Source organism: Sphingomonas sp. PAMC 26605, assembly GCF_000241485.1.
Classification (GTDB): Bacteria; Pseudomonadota; Alphaproteobacteria; order Sphingomonadales; family Sphingomonadaceae; genus Sphingomonas.
Genome location: NZ_JH584241.1, coordinates 2,871,788 through 2,893,666, shown reverse-complemented (window position 1 = coordinate 2,893,666; position 21,879 = coordinate 2,871,788). Strand labels below are relative to the sequence as shown.

General features: G+C 66.9%; 14 protein-coding genes and 1 pseudogene. 6 read left to right on the top strand and 9 right to left on the bottom strand.

Annotated features, from left to right (window positions below):
- Positions 1–224 precede the first annotated feature (224 nt).
- Positions 225–983 carry a DUF72 domain-containing protein gene (locus RH90_RS13500; protein ID WP_198283409.1) on the bottom strand — a complete coding sequence of 253 codons (759 nt, stop codon included), beginning with the start codon at positions 981–983 and terminating at the stop codon, positions 225–227.
- Positions 984–1,034: 51 nt separating this feature from the next.
- Positions 1,035–1,892 (bottom strand): serine hydrolase, encoded by an 858-nt coding sequence (locus tag RH90_RS13495; protein ID WP_010186247.1) that lies wholly within the window; start codon positions 1,890–1,892, stop codon positions 1,035–1,037.
- Positions 1,893–1,971: 79 nt separating this feature from the next.
- On the opposite strand from RH90_RS13495, the pseudogene RH90_RS24695 reads away from it, so the two are divergent.
- From RH90_RS24695 to RH90_RS13475, 3 genes and pseudogenes are all read left to right on the top strand, one after another.
- Positions 1,972–2,562 (top strand): annotated as a pseudogene (locus RH90_RS24695) (alpha/beta fold hydrolase); the annotation flags it as partial.
- Between the two features lie 80 nt (positions 2,563–2,642).
- Positions 2,643–4,232, top strand: coding sequence for an L-dopachrome tautomerase-related protein (locus tag RH90_RS23970; RefSeq protein ID WP_010186245.1), 1,590 nt, complete (start codon positions 2,643–2,645; stop codon positions 4,230–4,232).
- Positions 4,229–5,236, top strand: coding sequence for an SDR family oxidoreductase (locus RH90_RS13475; RefSeq protein WP_010186244.1), 1,008 nt, complete (start codon positions 4,229–4,231; stop codon positions 5,234–5,236). Before RH90_RS23970 ends, RH90_RS13475 begins: the two co-directional genes overlap by 4 nt.
- Before the next feature lie 86 nt (positions 5,237–5,322).
- Here the strand turns inward: RH90_RS13475 and RH90_RS13470 are convergent, their stop codons facing one another.
- Genes RH90_RS13470 through RH90_RS13440 form a run of 7 tightly spaced genes read right to left on the bottom strand, consistent with a single transcriptional unit; the run spans position 5,323 to position 17,502 of the window.
- A complete protein-coding gene (locus RH90_RS13470; RefSeq protein ID WP_029625313.1) occupies positions 5,323–6,798 on the bottom strand; it encodes a tryptophan halogenase family protein in 1,476 nt (491 codons plus the stop codon).
- Complete coding sequence (locus RH90_RS13465; protein ID WP_010186241.1) at positions 6,795–7,697, bottom strand: alpha/beta hydrolase; 903 nt, start codon at positions 7,695–7,697, stop codon at positions 6,795–6,797. Before RH90_RS13465 ends, RH90_RS13470 begins: the two co-directional genes overlap by 4 nt.
- Positions 7,694–9,799, bottom strand: coding sequence for a glycoside hydrolase family 97 protein (locus RH90_RS13460; protein ID WP_010186240.1), 2,106 nt, complete (start codon positions 9,797–9,799; stop codon positions 7,694–7,696). The genes RH90_RS13465 and RH90_RS13460 overlap by 4 nt, the downstream gene beginning before the upstream one ends.
- The gene (locus tag RH90_RS13455) at positions 9,796–11,430 is read right to left on the bottom strand and encodes an alpha-amylase family glycosyl hydrolase (protein ID WP_010186239.1); all 1,635 of its coding nucleotides are present in this window, start codon (positions 11,428–11,430) and stop codon (positions 9,796–9,798) included. Before RH90_RS13455 ends, RH90_RS13460 begins: the two co-directional genes overlap by 4 nt.
- Positions 11,427–13,241, bottom strand: a complete 1,815-nt coding sequence (locus RH90_RS13450) for an alpha-amylase family glycosyl hydrolase (protein ID WP_010186238.1) — start codon at positions 13,239–13,241, stop codon at positions 11,427–11,429. Before RH90_RS13450 ends, RH90_RS13455 begins: the two co-directional genes overlap by 4 nt.
- Positions 13,238–14,755, bottom strand: coding sequence for a tryptophan halogenase family protein (locus RH90_RS13445; RefSeq protein WP_010186237.1), 1,518 nt, complete (start codon positions 14,753–14,755; stop codon positions 13,238–13,240). Before RH90_RS13445 ends, RH90_RS13450 begins: the two co-directional genes overlap by 4 nt.
- A 56-nt stretch (positions 14,756–14,811) precedes the next feature.
- Positions 14,812–17,502, bottom strand: coding sequence for a TonB-dependent receptor (locus RH90_RS13440; RefSeq protein WP_010186236.1), 2,691 nt, complete (start codon positions 17,500–17,502; stop codon positions 14,812–14,814).
- A 206-nt stretch (positions 17,503–17,708) separates the two neighbouring features.
- On the opposite strand from RH90_RS13440, the gene RH90_RS13435 reads away from it, so the two are divergent.
- The 3 genes from RH90_RS13435 to RH90_RS13425 form a co-directional block, all read left to right on the top strand.
- Positions 17,709–18,767: a LacI family DNA-binding transcriptional regulator gene (locus tag RH90_RS13435; protein WP_010186234.1), complete on the top strand. Its 1,059-nt coding sequence runs from the start codon at positions 17,709–17,711 to the stop codon at positions 18,765–18,767.
- A 56-nt stretch (positions 18,768–18,823) separates the two neighbouring features.
- Positions 18,824–20,314 carry an MFS transporter gene (locus RH90_RS13430; protein ID WP_010186233.1) on the top strand — a complete coding sequence of 497 codons (1,491 nt, stop codon included), beginning with the start codon at positions 18,824–18,826 and terminating at the stop codon, positions 20,312–20,314.
- Positions 20,315–20,694: 380 nt separating this feature from the next.
- A partial coding sequence (locus tag RH90_RS13425; protein WP_010186232.1) for a TonB-dependent receptor occupies positions 20,695–21,879 on the top strand: 1,185 nt, incomplete at its 3' end.

The window sequence follows — 21,879 nt, the reverse complement described above, 5'->3', positions numbered from 1 at the left end:
CACTATCGCTACACCGATGATCGGTTGGTCAGCGCCGAGGGCAAGGTCGCGAAGAGCAAGCTGAACGGCGGCGTGTTCGCCAACGACACCGCTGGGAGCTTCCGCATGAAGTCCGCGCCGACCTCAACCACCAATCATCGTCGACGACGACGGACCGTCCGAGATACCCGATACCAATGCGCGATCGAGGACCGCGTTCAAACACCCCGTGCGTTGCGACACGATCACGATGCGGAGCGCGTGCTATGGAACAGCTGCAGAAGGTTCAGCGCATCGCCAAGTGCAGCCGAGGACGCGGTGTTATCGAACACGCACCATGCCGGCCGCCCCGCAGCAAGGTCTGCTGCGATCGCGTTGGCATAGAAGCGCAGGCGCGCCTCCCCATAGGCCGATCGGTACATCACAGGCGAGCCGTGCAACCTCCAATAGCTCAAACCGCGCCAGCCCCCCGGGCGGCCCGCCTCGGGGATCCGGGCAGGATCCGCGGCCACGCGCGCCACCCGCCGTTCGGTCATCAACGCGTCGGCCTCGGGCGAGAACCAGCTCGGGTGACGCGGCTCGCATACGATCTGCGTTTCGTTCCGGGACGACAGCGCTTCGAGGAAGCGCGCGACCACGTCCGCGTCGAAGGCCAGGCTCGGCGGGAGCTGCAGGAGGAGAACGGCCAGCTTGTCGCCGAGACCCGTGGCTTCATTCAGAAACCGATCGAGCCGATCCGTCGTATCGACCAATCGTCGAACATGACTGATGTCCTTCGGGATCTTGACGGCGAAGCGGAAGCCATCCGGCACCGATGCCGCCCAGCGTTCCCATGTCGAGCGCCGATGCGGCTTGTAGAAAGAGGAGTTCACCTCCACGCAGGGCAGCGTTGCCGCATACCGTTGCAGCGCCGTTCCCGCTTGCGAGAGCAATGGGCGATCGAGGGCCGGGATGGCCCAGCCTGCGGTTCCGATCAGCGGCGACATGGGAAAGATATTCTTCACGCGCTCGCCTTTCCCGGTCCGAAATGAAGGGCGCGACCGGTCGGGGCCGAGTCACCGCAGTCGCAGGAAGTACGACAGTGCGGTGAGTGCGGTATCCGCGAAGCGGTCATAGATGACGCGAGCGGCAGCAGCGATGACCGGCTGGCGATCGCGTCCACCCCGCGCAAAGACCGCGACGGCAACGCGGTGGCCGTCCGGCATGGTGATGAACCCCACGTCATTCGTGACGCCGTCGAGTGTGCCAGTCTTGTCCTCGACCGGGGTACCAGCGGGCAGCATCGCGCGGATGCGGCGTGTGCCCGTCTCGCATCGGCGCATCAGCTCGAACAGAAAGGCGCGGCTTTGCGCCGACAACACTGCCCCACTGTCGAGCTTGTGCAAGAGCGCGACCATGGCGACCGGCGTGGCGACATCCTTGCTGTCGGCCAGGTGGCCGCGCTCCCGAAGCAGCTGGTCGATGGTGCGGTCGACGCGGATGCCGACGATATTGTGCGACGAGAGCCACTGCTGTACCGCAACCGGGCCACCGAGCGCCGCCAGCACCTGATCGGCGGCGTGATTGTCGCTCCGCACGATCATCAGCTCCAGGACTTTCGCGGCAGAGCGGCCGAGGACCATATCGCCGAGGCTCCTTCGGCCTTGATCGACCTCGGCGAGATAGGCTGCTGCGATGGCGATCTTGACCGTGCTCGCCATTGGAAACGGCGTGTCGCCGTTGATCGCCACGGTCGAGCCGTCGCGCAGGTCGAGCGCGGCAATGCCATATTGCCCCGAATTCGCCGCGACCAGCATGCTCAGCTGACGCTCGAGCCCGATAAGCTCGGGCGAGCTCGCGGCCGCAGGGGTCGGGACGAGGAGGCTCGCGACGAGACCGGAAACAAGCAGGTGCGAAAGCGGAAATGCGCGCATCAATCGTCCTTAAAGCCGTGTCGACCAGCGGCGGGCCCATGCTAACTCGAAAACACGAACATCATATTGCACGCCGGCGATGAACGGCCAACCGGATGCTAAAGGCAGGTGTTCGGTGCATCCTCGGCATCGCCGCGCGTTCACCCGCCGCCGATCGAAACCTGCCCCCACCCGTCGTCCTGGCAAAGACCAACGACCCGCGTTTTCACGTCCGTGGGAACAGGCGGTTGGGCGGTTGGTTACCGCAGCTGGATCCCCAGCCAGAAACACCCACCGAATGTCTCCTGACTCAGCCAGTGCGGGCATCGCGCGAGAAAGTCTGGCCATAGCCGACCTGACGATCGCCTATACCGATAGCGGTCCGCGCGACGGCCCGGTGGTGCTGCTGATCCACGGCTGGCCCGACGATGCGACGAGTTGGACCTCGGTCGCACGCCAGCTCAACGACACGGGCCTGCGCACGATCGTGCCGACCTTGCGCGGTTTCGGCGAGAGCCGCCTGCTCGGTCACGCCCCGCGCACGGGCAACAGCGCGATGCTGGCGATCGACATGATCGCGCTGATCGACGGCCTCGGCATCGACCGGTTCATGGTCGCGGGGCATGACTGGGGCTCGAACACCGCCGAGGCGCTCGCGGTGGGCTGGCCCGACCGCGTCGAACGGATGGCGATGCTGGCAACCCCGTCGCGGCTCGGCGGCATGCCCACCCCCCCTTCGAGCAGGCGCAGCGGCAATGGTATCACTGGTTCATGGCGACCGCGCGCGGGGAGCAAGCCGTACGCGACGACCGCAAAGCGTTCGCGCGGCTGCATTGGGTCAATTGGTCGCCATCGGGATGGTTCGACGAAGCCACATTCGACTCCGTCGCGCGGTCGTTCGACACGCCCGATTGGGTCGACGTCACGCTGCACAGCTATCGCGCGCGCTGGGGTGAAGCCGAACCCGACCCGCGCAGCCAATGGCTCGAGGACAAGGTCAAGGCGACCGCCACGCTTTCGCTGCCGACGCTCTATTTCCAAGGCGCGCTCGACGGCGTGAACCCGCCCTCGGCCAGCGTGAGCGTTCCGGCGAAGTTCAGCGGGCCGTTCGGCGTGGTCACGCTGGCGGGCGTCGGGCACTTCATCCAGCGCGAGCATCCGGACGCGGTCGCGCGGCACCTCCTTCACCTGTTCACTGGCGACCCCGCCACCCTGAGCGACACCACGGACCGGAGCCTTATCATGACCAAAGCCAAACCCGTCCTCGCCGGGCTCGCTGCCGCCGGCGTGATCGCCGCAGCGGCGTTCGGCGCCACTGCTTATGCCCAGGCGCGCGGCGCGCTGACGCAGGAAGCGCAGTTCGATCATCAGGTAACGGGCGTCGCGGTGACCGAGGACGGCAGGCGCTTCGTCAATTTCCCGCGCTGGACCGATGACGCGCCGGTCTCGGTCGCCGAAATCCTGTCCGACGGGACGCTCGAGCCCTATCCCGATGCCAAATGGAACAGCTGGCGCAACGCCAGGGCCAACGAGCTATCGGTCGCCGACCATTTCGTCTGTGTCCAGTCGATCGTCCCCGACGGCCATGGCAATCTGTGGGTGCTCGATCCCGGTGCGCCGGGCAACGAGAAAATCCTCGAAGGCGCGCCCAAGCTGGTCAAGATCGATCTCGCGAGCAATCGCGTCGTCAAGGTGATCGCAATCCCCGGCGATGTCGCGCTGCAGGGCACCTATCTCAACGACATCCGCTTCTCGCCCGACGGCCGCACCGGCTATATCACCGACAGCGGGACGCGCGGCGCGATCATCGTCGTCGATCTCGACAGCGGCAAGAGTTTCCGCGCGCTCGATGGTCACCCCTCGACGCAGATCGACAAGACGGTGACGGTCGAGATTGACGGCAAGCCGCTGGTACGCCCCGATGGCCGCCAGCCCGCCTTCGCGTCCGACGGCATCGCGATCTCGAACGACGGCGCGACGCTGTATTATCAGGCGCTGACGGGCAAGACGCTCTACAGCATCAGCACGGCGAAGCTCCGCGCCGAGGTCAGCGAAACCGATCGCGCGCAGGCCGTCGTGAAAGTCGCGACGACGCATGTCGCCGACGGTCTGTGGATGAGCAAGGCGGGCGTCCTGTACCTCACCTCACCCACCCATTATTCGATCACGCGACTGGCAGGGAGCCGGGTTGAGCCGGTGCTGACCGACAAACGGCTCCGCTGGCCCGACACCTTCTCCGAAGGGCCGGACGGTCGGATCTACGTCACCGCCAGCCACATTCAGGACACGCAGTGGTTCACGCCCGGTGCGCCGCCGTCGATCCGCACGCAGCTCTTCTCCTTTGCGCCGGTGACGAAGTGACGCTCGTGCTCAAGCCGCTCGCCGAGCAGGTCATGGTCATCACGGGCGCAAGCTCGGGGATCGGGCTGGTCGCCGCGAAGCTCGCCGCCGCGCGCGGGGCGAAGGTCGTCCTCGTCGCGCGCAACGACGCATCGCTCACCGAGGCGGTCGAGGCGATCCGTGCCGCCGGCGGCGACGCCATCTCTGCGGTCGCCGATGTCGGCGATATCGCCGCAGTCCGTGCCGCCGCGGCAAAGGCGGTCGGGCATTACGGTCGCATCGACACCTGGGTCAACGACGCCGGCAGCGCGATCTACGCCAAGCTCGTCGACACCCCGCTCGACGAGCATCAGCGGCTGTTCCAGACCAACTATTTCGGCGTGGTCCACGGCGCGCTGACGGCGATCCCATATCTGCGCGATACGGGTGGCGCGATCATCACCGTTGGATCGATCGCGTCGGATCTGCCGTCGCCGATCCTCAGCGCCTATGCCGCGTCGAAGCACGCGGTGAAGGGCTTCGTCGATGCGCTGCGCATGGAGCTGACGGCGGACGCGGTGCCGATCGCGATAACGCTGATAAAGCCGGCGGGAATCGACACGCCGATCGCGCAGCATGCCGCCAACCATGTCGATGGCGAGGCGCTGATCCCGGCACCGGTCTACGATCCGGCGCTGGTGGCCGAGGCAATTCTCGATGCGGCGGAGCATGTCCGCCGCGATATTACGGTGGGGGGCGCGGGACGATTGCAGGTCTTGCTCGGCACGCATTTCCCCGCGCTGCTCGACAGGCTCGCAGGGGTGATGATCCCGGCAATGTCGGACAAGACGCGTCCCAAGACCGAAAGCACGACGCTGTTCGAACCCGAACAGCGCGGGCAGGAACGCTCTGGCGTCCAACCCGGTCGGAAGACTAGCGTCTATACGGCCGCCGAGCGCCATCCGATCGCGCTCCGCAGCATTGCGTTGGCGGGCATCGCGGGTGCGACGTTGCTGGCGTTCCGGCGATCCAGAACGCGCAAATGAGCTGACGCGCGGCGAGCCGGGGGCGGAGTTCGCGACGGCGCGGCCGCGAGGATGAAGCATCGGCGCCGCGCCGACCGCGCGATCGGCTAGCCGAAATTGAGGGCGACATGGCGCAGAAAGGCATCGATGCCGGTCATGTCGGCTGCACCCGGCGTAGGAGCGTGTGGCGTGGTCCGCGGGAAAGCGCCATAACCGGCGAACAGACAGTGCCACGACAGGGCGCTGTAATAGCCGCCGATACCCTGCGCGGCGATTTCGGCCTCGAGTTCGCCGCCAGTGAACCAGCACGTGATGATCGCCTTGAGCGAGTCCGACAGCGCAGTGTTGGCGGCGTTGTCGCGCCAATAGGGTGTGTCGGATCGGCCGTTCATCCGATAATGCGCGACGATATAGTCGCGGATGCCGTCATAGCGCGCGGCGATGCGGGCGTTGAACGCGGCGCGGTTCTGCGGGGAGAAGCCGCCTGCGCTCCAGGCGCGGATGAAGCCTTCGACGGTTGCCTGGACGATGTGCAGCGCGGTCGCCTCAAGCGGTTCGATGAACCCCTGCGCCAGCCCGATCGCGAGGCTGTTGCTGACCCAGCTCTCGGCGACGCGCCCGACCTTCATCGACAGGTGCCGCGCTGTGCCGGCATCACCCACGCCGAGATGCGCGCGCAAGTCGCGCTCCGCCTCCTCGCGCGCGCAATAGCGCGAGGCGTAGACATAGCCGTTGCCCGTCCGGCTGGTGAGCGGAATGTCCCACACCCAGCCGTTGCCGAGCGCGGTCGCCCGCGTAGCGGTGGCGCGGCCGCCCGGATCGGACGGGGTCGGCATCACCACCGCGCTGTCGTTGAAGAGGGTCTCGCCGAACGAGCGGAAGGGTACGCCGAGCGCGGCCTGGTGGATCGCCGAGCGGAACCCACTGGCGTCGACGAACAGGTCGCCCGCGATCCGCTCGCCGCCCTCGGCGACGAGATCCGTGACCGATCCCTCGGCGACCGCGACCTCGACGATGCGCCGCTCGAGATGCCGCACGCCCTGCCCGACCGCATGATCGCGCAGGAAGGCGCCGACCAGATGCGCATCGAAATGATAGCCGTAGGACGGCCCGAGCGGAAAATGCTCGGGCGCGATCGGGGACAGCCGCGCCGCCGCAAGCCGCGACGACAGGAAGAAGCGATCGGGATGCGCCCACACATCCTGCCCGTGGCGCCGCCGCCGCGTCGCATCGAAGAAGGCGGGCGCGGTGTGGAGATCGAGCGGCCCGGGAAAGGGGTGGAAGTAGCTTTCGAAGCCCGGCCGGTCCGACCAGCCGTGAAACGCGATGCCGTTCTTGTAGGTGGCGTTGCAGGCGGGCATCCATGCGATTTCGGCGATGCCGAGCGTGTCGAAGAACGCCTTCAATTGCGGCGTCGAACCTTCCCCGACGCCGATGATGCCGATGTCGGGGCTTTCGACCACCGTCACCTGCGCGCGACCCGGCCAGGCGTTGGCGAACAGGTTCGCCGCCATCCACCCGGCCGTCCCGCCGCCGAGGATGACGATCCGGCCCGGCCCCTGCCCCGACCTGGGCACTGTCACCGCAGCAGCCAGCCGAGAATGTCGTCCATCCGCGCGGCCCAGGCGTTTTCCTCGTGCGCCGCGCCGGGATAGGCGCGGCTTTCGAAATCGCGGCCCTTCCGCCACCCGAGCGCGACGAGATCTGCGTCGATCAGCGCCTGGAACGGCGGATAGGATGCGTCGAGCGTCTGGTCGCCATGATCCATCCACAGCCGCCGCCCCGCCGGCTTGCTGAGATGCTGCGTCAGATACGCCTTCCACAGCGCGGGGCGTTCGTCGCCTGGCAGGAGCTTGAGCCCGAAGGTCAGCGGCCAGTGCGTCGACACGCAGCCCGCGCGGCCGAACACCTGGGGCCGCTCGACAAAGGCGTAGCACGAGATCAGCCCGCCCATGCTCGACCCGATCACCGCGGTATGCGCGGCGTCGGTGCGCGTGCGATAGCTGCGGTCGATCAGCGGCTTCAGCTCGTCGGTGAGGAAGCGCAGATAGGCATCGCCGGTCAGCGGCCCCTTGGCCGAGCTGTCGATATCGGCCTGCAGCCCGGGCGACGCCATCGCGTACAAACGCTTCGGAAAATATTGGCGATAGCGCGCTTCGCCCGGCTGATCGATGCCGACGATGATGACGGGCGCGATCCGGTGCGCCGCGACGAGCCGCAGCACCGATCTGTCCGCCGCCCACACCTTGTCGTAGCTCGAGCGCTTGCGATCGAACAAATTCTGCCCGTCGTGCATATAGACGACGCCGTAGCGCTGCCGCCCCGCGTCGTACCCCGGCGGCAGCCAGATCGTGACGCGCGGGGCTACGATATTGACCGAAGGCGCCGCCGCGATCGTGACGAAGCGCCCGGCATCCTGCGCCGCCGCCGGCGCGATCGTCGCGACCAGCGCGAGCAGCGCCGCCAGCAGCGCGCGGATCACCGCTTCCCCGCCACGAAGCGCACCGCCGCGCCGCCGCCGGGGGCGAGCGGCAGGCTGAGCGTGTCCCCACGCCGCAGCGTCCGCGTCTCGATCACCATCGCGTGGCGCTTGTCGGTGCGGTAATCGGCATCGGGCGCGTCGCGATAGATTTGCGCGGTGTAGCTGCGCCCGGCGTCGAGGAAGTCGAGCGGGATCGTCAGCGTGCGCGCATTCTCGTCGGTGACGCTGCCGAGATACCAGTCGGCCGACCGCCGATCCTTGCGCGCGATCGTCACATAATCGCCGACCTCGCCGTTGAGCACGCGCGTGTCGGACCAGTCGGTCGGCACGTCGTGGATGAACTGGAAGGCGGCGCGATGCTCGGCATAATGTTCGGGCGTATCCGCCGCCATTACGACGGGCGAATAGAGCACGACGTAGAGCGCCAATTGCTTCGCCTCGGTCGACAGCAGATCGCTATTGTCCGACCCCTTGAGGCTCAGCACGCCGGGGGTGAAATCCATCGGCCCCTCGAGCATCCGCGTGAAGACGAGGTTGGCCTCATGCTCGGGCGGGTTCTTGCCGGGCCAGCTGTTATATTCCATCCCGCGCGAGCCCTCGCGCGCGACCCAATTGGGATAGGTGCGGCGCAGACCCGTATCCTTGACCGGCTCGTGGCTGTCGATCGCGACATGGTATTTCGCCGCGGTGGTGACGACGCGCTGGTAATGGTTCACCATCCACTGCCCCTCGTGCCATTCGCGGTGCTGGCTGCCGTCGGGATCGACGCGCTCGATCTGGCCGGCGTCGGTGACGTACCCCGTCTTGATCACCGGGATGCCGTGGTCGCGCGCATAGCCGAACGACCGGTCGAGCTGGCTGTCGTAATGGCTCGCCGAACCGCCGGTCTCGTTATGCCCGATCAGATAGACATGCTTCGCCTTGGCGTAGCGCTTGAGTTCGGCGGCATCGAAATCGGGGGTCGGCTGGTCGAACTGCATGGCGTTGCCGTTGCCGAACCAGTCGCCGTCCCAGCCGACGTTCCAGCCCTCGACCAGCACGCCCGGAATCTTGTTGGCGCTCGCGAAATCGATGTAGGTCTTCACTTTCGCGGTGGTCGCGCCGTGGTTCGGCCCGGTCGCCCAGCTCCATTTGCCGGTGATCATGTTCCACCACACGCCGACGAACTTGCCGGGCTTGACCCAGCTGACGTCGCCGAGCTTGTTGGGCTCGTTGAGGTTGAGCTCGAGGTGGCTCATGTACAGGCCCGGCGCGTCGTCGGCGATGATCAGCGTGCGCCACGGCGTGGTGAACGGGCCGGTACGCGTCACCTTCGGCGCGCCGGCGCCGGGGGTGAGCACCGCCTTCAACGTATTGCTGTCGCCGACCTTGGCGACCGCCATGCCGGCATAATCGACCAAGGCCGCCTCGTGCAGCGCGACGTGCGTGCCGCTGGCGAGCTTCAAGGTGATCGGCGTGGCGGCGGTGCCGACGCCGCGCAGCGGGGTGCGATTGTACAGATATTCCTCGCGATTCCATTCGAACGCGGGCTTCCACCAGGCGGTCGCGTCCTCGGCGAAGGCGAACTGCGTCAGCTCCTCGGCGATGTTGATGGTCTTGAGATTGGGCTGTTCGGGGAATTCGTAGCGGAAGCCGACGCCATCGTCCTGCAGCCGGAACACGACGTCGAGGATGCGCTGCGCGCCGTCATTCTCCTGCAGGCGGACGCGGAGTTCGGTGTGGTTGTCGCGGATGCTCTGCCACTCGCCCCATGGCTGGGTCCAGGTCGAGTCGGCGGCGCCGCGCTTGACCGAGACGATGTGGAGGTGCCGGTCGAGCTTGGGCGCGTCGGTGAACAGGAAGCCGAGCCGCGACGGGGTGACGATCGTCTCGCCCTTGCGGACGATCGCATAGGTCGCATGGCCTTCGCCGTCGGTCGCGACGGTTACCTGGATGCGGCCGTCGGGCGAGGTCGCGCTGGCGCTCGGGATCGCGGCGGCGGGCTGGGGCTTGATCGTCTCGTTGGTGACCGCGGGCGCGGGCTTGTCCTGCGCCGTGGCGGCAGTGGCGGTGGCGGTGGCGAGCAGCGATACGGCCATCGCCAGGAGATATTTGGAGGTCATTGGATACCCTTTTCCGCGATCAGGGCGGCAAAGCCGCCCAGACGCCATGCCTGCACGTCGTTGACCGACGCAAGATGTGTCCAGCGCGATCGATCGGCGGGCGGCCACTCGATCGCGTCGGGTCCGATATTGTAGATGCAGAGCAGATGCTGCTCGGCGGAGATGCGCTCGAACACGAGCAGCGTGGCGCGCGCCTCGATCACGCGAATGTCCCCGCCGCGCAGCGCCGGGTTGGCGTCGCGTAGCTGCAGCAGGTGCCGCGTCAGCTGGAGGATCGAGTCCCGGTCAGCCTCCTGCCGGTCGACCGCGAGCGCCGCATGGTCGGGACCGAGCGGGAGCCACGGCTCGACGCTCGAAAAGCCGAGCTGCGGCGCGCTTTCGGCCCAGGGCATCGGCGTCCGCGCGCCGTCGCGGCTGAGCGTGAGCGGCCAGTTGGCGATCGCCTCGGGATCCCGCAACCGGTCGAAGGGCACGTCGACCTGCGTCAGGCCGAGCTCTTCGCCCTGATACAGAAAGATGTTGCCGCGCAGCGCGATCAGCAGCAGCAGCTTGAGGCGTGCGAAAGCGGCCATCCCGTCCGGCCCCGCCCAGCGCGACAGCGCGCGCGGCGCGTCGTGATTCTCGAACGCCCAACTCGGCCAGCCCATCTCGGGCACATCGGGCCATTGCTCGACCGCGTCGCGCACCAGCGCCGGGGTCAGCGTCGGCGCATAGAGGAAGTTGAAGCCGTACGCGCTGTTGAGCCGCTGCTCGCCGCGCGTGAACGCCTTCATCTCGGGCTCGGCATCCGCCCCGCCGACCTCGGCCACGGTGAAGATGCCGTCATAGCGATCGGTCAGCGCGCGCAGCCGTTCGAGGAACAGCGGAATGTCGGGGTGCGACTGGTTGTGGACGTGGAGCTGGAAATCGAACGACCGCGTGCGCACGCCGTTGGTGTCGGGCGCGGGCGGGTTGTCGCGCAGTTCGGGGTCGCACATCGCGAAGTTGATCGCGTCGATGCGGAACCCGTCGACGCCGCGATCGAGCCAGAAGCGCGCGACGTCGAGCACCGCATCCTGCGCCGCCAGCGAGTGCAGATTGAGCTGCGGCTGTGCGCTCAGGAAATTGTGCATGTAATATTGCCCGCGGCGCGCATCCCAGGTCCAGGCCGGGCCGCCGAATACCGACTGCCAATTGTTGGGCGGCGAGCCGTCGGGCTTGGCGTCGGCCCAGACGTACCAGTCGGCCTTGGGATTGTGCCGGTCGGCGCGGCTTTCGGTGAACCAAGCGTGCTCGTCCGAGGTGTGCGAATAGACCTGGTCGATGATCACCTTGAGCCCGAGCGCATGCGCGCGCGCGACCATCGCGTCGAAATCGGCGAGCGTGCCGAAGATCGGGTCGACCGCGCGATAATCGGCGACGTCATAGCCGAAATCCTTCATCGGCGAGGCGAAGAAGGGCGACAGCCAGATGCCGTCGACACCGAGTGCTGCGACATGATCGAGATGCGCGGTGATCCCGGGGAGATCGCCGATCCCGTCGTCGTTCGAATCGGCGAAGCTGCGCGGATAGATCTGGTAGATCGCCGCGCCGCGCCACCAATCAGGGGCTTCGGCGGGAGCGGGGGACGGGTCGATCGGACGGGTGCTCATTGCGCGGTGCAGATCACATAATCGAGGGGAGGAATGGCGAGCGCGAGGCTGCCGGGCGCCCCCGGCGTGGCGGGGCATTGGCCGTGGCGCGCGGTGAAGGCGGTCGAGCGCGTCTCGACCAGCACGTGCGCGTCGATCGGCGCGGTCGAGGTGTTGAACGCGAGCAGCACTTCGCGCCCGGTTGCCGGGTCGAAGCGCGAGACCGCGAACAGGCCGGGCTTGTCGCCATAGGCGCGCAGCACCTGCTTGCCGCGGCGCAGCGCCGGCAGCTCGACGCGCAGCTTCGCGAGCGTGGCGATCGCGCGGTACAACGGATGCGCGGGATCGAAGCTGTCGGTCGCGGTCGTCTTGGTCGTGCCGAGCAGATGGTTGGCATTGTAGCTTGCGACCTTGCTCGCGAACATGTCCTCGCGCGCATCCTGGTCGCCGCCGGTGCCGACGAAGCCCTGCTCGTCGCCCGAATAGATCGTCGGCACGCCGCGCAGCGTCAGCAGCATCGCATGGCCGAGGATCACGCGCTTGAGCAGCTCGGCGTCGCTCGCCTGCGGGAAGCCTTTCTTGACGAACAAGGCGAAGCGGCCGTTGTCGTGATTGCCGAGGAAGGTCGGCAGCTGCTGCGCCGCCGCCGCGCCGCCTTCGTAGAGCGGATCGGCGAAGAACAGGCGGTTGAGTTCCTCGGTGCCAGCATTGCCGCCGACGGTATCGATCACCGCGCGGCGGAAGGCGAAGTCGAGCACTGCGGGCAAGCCGTCGACGCGGGTATGCTCGGCGAGCCGCGCGGGGTCCATGTCGCCGGTCGAAACCTCGCCGAAGATGTGGAAGTTGGGGATCCCCCTGGCGGCGGCGCGCGCCTTCATCGCGGGCACGAACGCCTGCCAGAATTCCGGATTGACGTGCTGCGCGGTGTCGATGCGGAAGCCGTCCACGCCGAAGCGGTCGATCCAGTCGCCGAAGATCTGGATCATGCCCGTCACGACGCGCGGGTTCTCGGTCATCAGATCGTCGAGCCCGGAGAAATCGCCGAGCGTCGAACTCTCGCCCGCGAAGGTCGAATCGCCGCGGTTGTGGTAGAGCGTGACGTCGTTGAGCCAGGCCGGGGTCTTGGCCTTGGCCTCGCCTGCGGGGATATACGGCGTATAGGCGTAGTTCGGATCGGTCAGCCGCGCGAAATTCGCAGCACTCCCGTCGCCCTCGCCAGCGAAGCCCGGGTTGATCGGCGCACCGGTCAGCCCGCCGCGGCGCGTGTAGGGATGGTCCGCGCGCGAGCGATAGGCGCAATACTGGTCGGGCACGCACTCGCGATATTTGATCACGTCGGCGGTGTGGTTGATGATGATGTCCATATAGACCTTCATCCCGCGCGCATGCGCCGCATCGACCAGCGCCTTGAAATCGGCGTTGCTGCCGAGATGCGGGTCGACCTGCGTGAAGTCGGTGATCCAATAGCCGTGATAGCCCGCCGACTCCGCGCCCTTGGCGCCCTGCACCGGCTTGTTCTTGAACACCGGGCCGACCCACAGCGCGGTCGCGCCGAGCCCCTGGATATAGTCGAGCCGCCGGGTCAGGCCCTTGAGGTCGCCGCCATGATAGAAGCCCTTGGCGGTCGGATCGTAGCCCGTCCTGGTCCGGTCGCCGCTGAGGCCGCCGCGGTCGTTGGACGGATCGGCATTGTCGAAGCGGTCGGGCAGCGCGAAATAGATCACCTCGTCCTGCGGCAGGCGCTCGCGATAGCTCGGCGCTGGCGGGGGAGCAGGCACCGCAGGCGGCGGGGCGGCGGCGGCCGCCAGCAGGATGGCAAGCGCCGCGATCATGCGTATTGCTCCGTCTTGGTCTTCAGCATCGCCGCGATGAAATCGCGGTGGCGCGGCAGGGATTGGGCTTTCAGCGCGCACGCTTGGCCGAGCGAGGCGAGGAACGGGCCGATCTCCGCCGCCGCGACATTGTCGGCGAGCAGCGACCAGGCGCGCGGGGCGATGCCCTGGCCGAGCATCACCTGCCCCCAGCTGTCGTCAAGGAAGAGCTCGTCCTCCTCGCGCATGAAGCCGCCCGTTTCGCGGAAGATCGCGATCTTCTCGGCGAGCGTGTCGGGGAGGGGGATTGAGCGGCAATGGTCCCAGAACGGCTCGCCGACGCGCGCGTTGGCGACATAATGCAGCAGCAGGAAATCGCGCACGCGCCGCCATTCGATTTCGGACAGGCGATTGAACGACGCGCGCGCCGCGGCGACATCGGAAAGGTCGTGCGACAGCAGATTCAGCAGCCGTCCGATCCCCGACTGGACGAGGTGGATGCTCGTCGATTCGAGCGGCTCCATGAACCCCGCCGCCAGCCCCAGGGCGACGCAATTGTGCGACCACGGCGTCTGCCGACGCCCGGTGGTGAAGCGGATCGGCCGCGGATCGGCGAGCGCGGGGCCATCGAGATTGGCGAGCAGCAGCGCGCTCGCCTCATCGACCGAAGTGAAATACGAGCAGAAGACGTGCCCGTTGCCGGTGCGGTGCTGCAACGGGATACGCCACTGCCATCCGGCGGCGCGGGCGGTGGATCGGGTATAGGGATCGAGCGCCGCCCGCGTCTGGCTCGGCACGGCGAGCGCGGTGTCGCACGGCAGCATGGCGCTCCAGTCGTCGAACGCCACGCCGAGGGCATCGCCGAGCAACAGGCTGCGGAAACCGGTGCAGTCGATGAACAGGTTGCCGGCAATGCGCCGTTCGCCATCGAGCTTGAGCGCACGGATGTCGCCGGTATCGCCGTCGCGTTCGACCGACGCGATCTTCCCCTCGATCCGCGTTACGCCGCGCTCCTCGGCATAGTCGCGCAGCATCTGCGCGAACAGCGTCGCGTCGAGATGATAGGCATAAGCAAGATCGGGCAGCTTGCCCCCCTGCCCCTCGCCAATCGCGAAGCACCCGAGCCGCGCCGCCGCGACATTGACGCTGTAATCGCCATAGTCACCCGCGACGCCGAGCGCCTGCGCGCGCAGCCACAGCTGCCGGAACGGGATCAGCCCGACCCCGCGCCCGACCTGCCCGAAGCTGTGGATGTAGGACTGCCCCGGCCGCAGCCAGTCGGCGAACTCGATGCCGAGCTTGAAGCTGGCATTGGTGCGCCGCAGGAAATCAGCCTGATCGATCCCCAGCCCGATCAGCAGATTGTGGATCTGCGGGATCGTCGCCTCGCCGACGCCGACGATGCCGATCGCATCCGATTCGACCAGCGTGATCGACGCAGTGTTGCCCAGAAAGCGGGCGAAAGTGGCGGCCGCCATCCATCCCGCTGTCCCGCCGCCGGCGATCACGATATTGAGAGCAGCAGGGTCGCGCATGTCCGGCCTTCGCAACGCCGCGCCCTGCCAACCAGCAGCAGGGCGCGTCATGGGTATCAGAACTTGTACGTAAACCCGGCGACGTAGCGCCGCCCATAGCTCTGATATTTGAGGTACGACAAAGGATCCGCCGTGCCCAGCGTCGCCGAGCGCGTGTTGCTCAGGTTCTGGCCCTGCACATAGAGCGACAGGCCGTGCAGCGCCGATGTATCCTGGAAGTCATAGCCGACCTGCGCATCGTAGATCGTCTCGCCGAGCACGTTCTGGCGATCGAGGCCACCGCTGTAGAGCGCGAAGTCGCCGAGATAGGACGAGCGATAGCGCGCGCTGCCGCGGATGTTGATGCCGTTCTTCTCGTAGAAGGCGGTCATGCTCGCGACCCACTTCGAATAGCCCGGGATCGTCGTGTCGGCGCCGTTGAAGTCCTTCACCTTGGTGTCGGTATAGCCGCCGCCACCGGTGATGCCGAAGCCCGACAAGGCCGAGGAGAAGACGTCGAACGGCAGCGTGCCCGCGACCTCGGCGCCATAGACATGGCCACCATGCGTGTTGACGTTGCTGAACAGGATGCCGACCGGCGTCGCTGGCTGGGTGCCGGGGACGGGCGCGAAGCCGGTATAGTTGAACGTGTCGGTGAAGCCGCTCGCGATGTACGTCGTGATGTCCTTGTAGAACAGCTGCAGCGCGACATAGCCCTTGGTGCCGAAATACTTCTCGACGTTGAAGTCGAACGCCCAGGCCTCATAGGGCTTCAACCGCGGGTTGCCGCCGCTGCCCGAAAAGATGATCGGCGAACGCGTCGTGTCGACCCCGTAGGTGATCACGTTGTTGAGATCGGGCAGGCGCGGGCGCATCATTTCCTTCGATGCCGCCGCGCGGATGACGAAGTCGCCTGCGGTGCGCAAATTGAGGTTCGCGCTCGGCAGCACCATCCAGTACGAGTCCTTGACGGTCGCGAAGGCCTGACCGCTCGAGGTGACGTCGGTGTGCATCGCCTGGACGCCGATATTGCCGGTCAGCACGGCCGTGCCGAAATGCCCGTCGAGCTTCGCCATGGCGTAGGGCGTCACGACATTCTCTTCGATGCCATAGCCCTTGCTCGCGCCGAACGGGTTGGCGTTGTAGACGAGCGTACCGCTCGAGACGAGCTTGCGCGGGTCGTAGGCGATGATCGACCCGAGACCGCGATCGAGCGTGACCGACGGCAGCAGCAGGTTCGTCGGGATCGCGGCGGTCAGCGCGCCGTTCGGCGGGCTGAGATAGCCCTCGGTCGCGCTGAGCGTCTTGGTGCGCGTGGTATAGTCAACGCCCGCCTTGATCGACTTGAGCAAGCCGCCGATGTCGCGCTCGATCTCGCCGCGCGCCTCGATCAGATCGTCCTTGGTGCGACGGAGGTTGTCGTAGCCCGCCTGGACCGGCGAACCGCTCCAACCTTCGACGTCGGTCAGCACCAGCGCCGAGCTGGTGCCGTTATAGTTGCTGGTGAATTGCGGCCCGGTCGGCGTCGTCTTGTACGACACCACCGCGGTCGAATTCGGCAATGCGCGGCCGAGGCCGGCGGTCGATTGCAGCGCCTCGTCGGTGCGGTCGGTGCGCGACCAGCTGAAGTCGGCGAGCGCGTGCCAACCGTCATGGTTATCCCATGCGCCGTTGACGCCGAATGCGTACTGGTCGGCAACGCGGTCATTGGCATAATTCTCGATCAGCGGGGTGCCCGCGATCGTCGCACCCGTCACCAGGCCGTTGGTCGCCGTGACATTCGAAATCGCGTCATGGCCGCACCCGCCGCCGCAGTTGAACGGCATCTCGAACCCGCGCTGGTCGACCCGGTCGATGAAGTGCGAATAGAAGCCGTCGATCGTGACGCGCAGATTGTCGTCCACTTGGCCCTGGACGGTGGCGTTGGCGCCGAAGCGCTTGAGTTTGTCGGTCTCGACCCAGGTCTTGATGCCGTTCATGCCCTGCGCCCCGCCCGGATAGCTGCCGAACCCCCAGGCGTTGAAATCGTCGGTCTGGTACGGCTCGTCGGTATAGGCCGCCGAGAAGGCGACGCCGATCCGGTCGTCGGCGAACTTGTCGACGAAGGTCGCATAGGCGCGATAGCCGGCGTTGCTCGCATTGGGGTCGAGCTTGTCACCGGTATAGGTGCCGCGTGCGCCGACCGCGATGATCCGCTTGCTGACGTCGAGCGGACGGATCGTGCGCAGGTCGATGCTGCCGACCAGGCCGCCGGCGGTGTGATCGGCCTCGGCGGTCTTGTAGACGTCGACGCCGGCCAGGATTTCCGAAGGATATTGGTCGAATTCGACCGCGCGGCTGTCGTTGGTCGTGGTCTGCTGACGACCGTTGAGCGTCGTGCTCGAGAAATCGGGACCGAAGCCGCGGATCGAGATGATGTTGGCGCGGCCGCCGTTGCGCTGCGCCGAGATGCCCGGCAGGCGCGCGATCGACTCGCCGATGCCGTTGTCGGGGAGCTTGCCGATATCCTCGGCCGAAACCGATTCGACGACCGTCTCGGAATTCTTCTTCTTGGCGGTCGCGCTGCGCAGCGCCGCGCGGAAGCCGGTGACGACGATGTCCTTGTCGCCATCCTGCGTCGCGACGGGCGCGTCGGCGGCGGGCGCTGGCGAGGTCTGGGCGTGCGCGGCGGTGCCGAGCATCAGTGCGGCGCCGAGCGCTGCGATGCTGGTGCCGGCCGAAACGGTCGTGCGGAACGGCTGCGCCCCGCGGCGTGTTGATGCGATCATTGCAATCCTCCCCTTGAGCTCCACGGCGTCTTCGGCGCGTTGAGCATCTGTGCGGCGTGATTGCGCCGCGCGGGTCGCAAAGCCAAGCGACCGACATACGTATTCACGGCCCCCGGATGTACGGCTTTTCTAAAACGCGGTATGTCGGATACAAGAACCGGCGCCGACGCATTCGGCGCACTTCAGGGTGAGGAACGGCCACGGAGATGGCGCTGAACGACAAGCCGACGTCCTTCGACATCGCGGCGCTCGCGGGCGTGTCGCAACCGACGGTCTCGCGCGCACTGCGCGGCGACCCCACGGTGAGCGAGGCGACGCGCCTGCGGATCGAGGCGATCGCGCGGCAATTGAACTATAAGGTCGACAAGAACGCCTCGAACCTGCGGCGCGGCCAGTCGAACACGCTCGCCTTGCTGTTCTTCGAGGATCCGACCCCCGACGATTCGCTGATCAACCCGTTCTTCCTGGCGATGCTCGGGTCGATCACGCGGACCTGCGCTTTGCGCGGCTATGATCTGCTGATCTCGTTCCAGCAGCTCTCCGACGACTGGCACGTCGATTATGAGGACAGCCGCAAGGCCGACGGGCTGATCCTGCTCGGCTATGGCGACTATGAGCAGTATCGCGCGCGGCTCGACCTGCTGGTGGCGCAGAACACGCATTTCGTGCGCTGGGGGTCGATCACGCCGAGTCTCGGCAAGAGCGCGGTCGATGTCGCCACGGTGGGATGCGACAATGTGCTCGGTGGGCTGCTCGCCGGGCGCCACCTGCTCGATCGCGGCGCGCGGCGGATCGCGTTCCTCGGTGAAGCGTCGAGCCGCTATCCCGAATTCGCCGATCGCTATCACGGATTGGGCGACGCGCTGCGCGAACACGGCCTCACGCTCGATCCGATCCTGCAGGTCGATGCCATCACCACCGAGGCATCGGGCCACGACGCGACAAAGACGTTGCTCGAGCGCACGCGCGACTTCGACGCGATCTTCGCGGCGAGCGACCTGATCGCGATCGGCGCGATGCGCGCGCTCGCCGAGGCCGGGTGCGACGTGCCCGGCGACGTCACGATCGTCGGGTTCGACGATCTGCCCGCGGCGCAACTCGCGCACCCGCCGCTCACCACCGTCGCGCAGGATTACCGCCTCGCGGGCGAGTGCCTGGTCGATACGCTGCTCGCGCGGATCCGCGGCAAGACCACCGCGACCGCGATCCTGCCGCCGCGGCTCGTCGTGCGCGCGTCGAGCGGCATACGTATTCATGGCGACTAAGCGCGCGTTCGCGGCCAGGCCGTAGCCACAGAAGAGAAAAGTCTAGGGGTGGATCATTGAACGAACGGCCGCGCCAGTCCCTCGCCGGACTGTGGAACATCTCGTTCGGGTTCTTCGGCATCCAGATCGGCTTTGCGCTGCAGAACGCCAATATGAGCCGCGTCTTCCAGACGCTCGGCTCGAGCATCGAGCAATTGCCGGCTTTGTGGATCGCCGCGCCGCTGACCGGCCTGCTGGTCCAGCCGATCATCGGGCATTTGTCGGACACCACCTGGCTCGGACGGCTCGGGCGTAGGCGACCGTATTTCCTGTCGGGCGCAGTGCTGGCGGCGCTCGCGCTGCTGGCGATGCCGCTGGCGCAGCCTTTGTTGTTCGCGGCGGTGATGCTGTGGGTGCTCGACGCATCGCTCAACATCTCGATGGAGCCGTTCCGCGCCTTTGTCGGAGACATGCTTTGCAAGGACCAGCATAGCGTCGGCTATGCCGTGCAGACCGCCTTTATCGGGGCGGGCGCAGTGGTCGGGTCGATCTTCCCCAATATCCTCGAATATTTCGGCGTTTCGAACGCCGCGCCCGCGGGCGCCCTTCCCGCCACGGTGACGGTGTCATTCTGGTTCGGCGGGATCGCGCTGTTCGGCTCGGTGCTGTGGACCGTGGTGACGACGCGCGAATACAGCCCCGCGGAGATGGCGGCGTTCGATGGGCCGCCGAGTAATGACGACGGCGCCACGATCCGCTTGCTTGCGGCGCGGGGCTATGGCGCGTGCGCGGCGTGGATCGCCGCCGGGCTGGTCGTCGCGGCGAGCGTCTCCCGCTTCGGTCTGCACAAGGAGATGTACCTGCTGGCGGGCCTGCTCGCGGCGTACGGCGTCGCGAGCAGCATCGCGATCGGTCTCGCCAAGCGCGGGCGCAAGGCGTCGATGCTCGGGCATATCGTCGGCGATTTCGCCGGCATGCCGCCGCTGATGAAAAAACTCGCGCTGGTCCAGTTCTTCACCTGGTCGGCGCTGTTCATCATGTGGACCAACACCGGTCCGGTCGTCGCGCAATATGTCTTCGATGCGCCGCGCGGCGACAGCCCGCGCTTCCAGGAGGCGGGGCAATGGGTCGACGTGCTGTTCGGCACCTATAACGCGGTCGCCGCAGTCGCCGCGCTGACGCTGCTGCCCTTCCTGGCGAAGCGGATCGGCGCCGCGCGGACGCACGTCGTCGGGCTGCTGTGCGGCACGGCGGGCTATGCGAGCTTCCTGGTGCTGCGCGATGCGCACGCATTGCTGCTGAGCGAGATCGGCATCGGCATCGCCTGGGCGTCGATCCTCGCAATGCCCTATGCGATCCTCGCCTCGCATCTGCCGCAGCGCAAGCTCGGCATCTATATGGGGCTGTTCAACGTCTTCGTCGTCGTGCCGCAACTGCTCGTCGCGACGGTGATGGGGTCGATCATGCAGGCGTTCTTCCCGGGCGATCCGATCTGGACGATGGCGTTCGCCGCGGTGGTGATGGCGCTCGCCGCCGTCGCGATGCTGCGCGTCGTGGAGCCGGCATGACGTCGCCCGTCGCTCTGCGCTGATCGCCGAGCCCCGCGCGCGGATTGCCCGTGACAACCGCCCGACAATCTCCGGCAGAGGCTGCTCCCCGCCCGCAAAACGCCGCGACCGGCTCTGAGCCCGGCACGCGCACACCGGGCTAACCGTCGTCCGCCCAAGCGACCCGCGCCCAGTCGGGCGAGCGAAACGCCCTTCCCTGCCCGTCAGACCGAGTTCGCCCGCTCCACTGCGCACCCACGCCGCCGATCGGACCGCGCCCGCGCTCGACATCGATGTCAATTTTTCGACATCGATGTCAGAAATGTTTTGACACAGCGCGCGCGGTTTGCTCTTGGCGCCCTCAAGCTCGTGAAAGACGTGCGATTTTGGGAGGATTTCTAATGACTCGGCAGATACTTGCCGCGAGCACCGCGCTCGCCGCCGTACTGGTGTTTTCATCCGCCGCGCACGCGCAAGCGGATTCCGCGACGCAGCCTAGCGCGACCCCCGCCGGACCAACGCCTGCCGCGCAGCCGTCGGACGCGACAGGCGATTCGGGCCAGCTCCAGGATATCGTGGTGACCGCGACGAAGCGCGAGACCAGCCTCCAGAAGACCCCGATCGCGATCTCCGCGTTCAGCCAGGCGACGCTCGACCGGCAGCAGGTTCGCGACGTGACCGGGCTTGCCAATTACGTGCCAAGCCTGCACTTCGCGCAGCAGGGCGACCAAGGCGCGATCCTGCTGACGCTGCGCGGTATCGGCAACGACGCCGCCTATACCGAAGTCGCCGACCCCGAAGTCGCGATCTATGTCGACGGCATCTATTCGCCGCGTGCGCAGGGCGCATCGGTGCTGATGTACGACATGGAGCGCGTCGAAGTGCTGCGCGGCCCGCAGGGCACGCTGTTCGGCCGCAACGCGACCGTCGGCGCGGTCAGCCTGATCACCGCCAAGCCGCAGCTCGACGGTTTCCACGCCAGCATCGAGGCGGTCGGCGGCAGCTACAACCGCTTCGGCACGCGCGGGATGATCAACATCCCGGTTACCGACAATCTCGCGGTGCGCGCGGCCTTCGTTACCGATCGGCATGACGGCTATATCGATTACCAGCAGGCGCCCAACGTGCCGGGCGTCAACCGTTCCGCCTATGTCACCGGCGGCACCAAATATTATGCCGGCGACCAGAAGTCGGCGCGTGTCTCGGCGCTGTGGAACCTCGGGCGCTTCAAGTGGAACCTGTCGGGCGAATATTACAAGGACACCGGCTCGCCCATTCAGAGCCTCTTCCAGACCCCGCGCGCGGGCCAGAAATTCTGGTCGACGCTGGCCGATACCGCGCCACAGACCGATCGCTATTCGTGGAGCGTACGGTCGAACATGACGTACGACATTTCCGATCATATCGAGGCCGCGTATATCGCCGGCTTCAGCCGCGTCGGCGGCACGGCGAATTCGGACGCCGATGCCGGCGCGCATCCGCCGTTCAGCAACGCCGACGGGTCGCTCAACCTGCCCAATGACAGCTTCAGCGAAAACAATACGGCCTTCTCGCGCTACGACTTCTGGAGCCACGAGCTCCAGCTG

Bases quoted from the DNA above. Each gene is read 5' to 3' on its own strand.
- RH90_RS13495 (WP_010186247.1), bottom strand. From the start codon at position 1,892: ATGCGCGCATTTCCGCTTTCGCACCTGCTTGTTTCCGGTCTCGTCGCG.
- RH90_RS23970 (WP_010186245.1), top strand. From the start codon at position 2,643: ATGGCGACCGCGCGCGGGGAGCAAGCCGTACGCGACGACCGCAAAGCG.
- RH90_RS13460 (WP_010186240.1), bottom strand. From the start codon at position 9,799: ATGACCTCCAAATATCTCCTGGCGATGGCCGTATCGCTGCTCGCCACC.
- RH90_RS13455 (WP_010186239.1), bottom strand. From the start codon at position 11,430: ATGAGCACCCGTCCGATCGACCCGTCCCCCGCTCCCGCCGAAGCCCCT.
- RH90_RS13450 (WP_010186238.1), bottom strand. From the start codon at position 13,241: ATGATCGCGGCGCTTGCCATCCTGCTGGCGGCCGCCGCCGCCCCGCCG.
- RH90_RS13445 (WP_010186237.1), bottom strand. From the start codon at position 14,755: ATGCGCGACCCTGCTGCTCTCAATATCGTGATCGCCGGCGGCGGGACA.
- RH90_RS13440 (WP_010186236.1), bottom strand. From the start codon at position 17,502: ATGATCGCATCAACACGCCGCGGGGCGCAGCCGTTCCGCACGACCGTT.
- RH90_RS13435 (WP_010186234.1), top strand. From the start codon at position 17,709: ATGGCGCTGAACGACAAGCCGACGTCCTTCGACATCGCGGCGCTCGCG.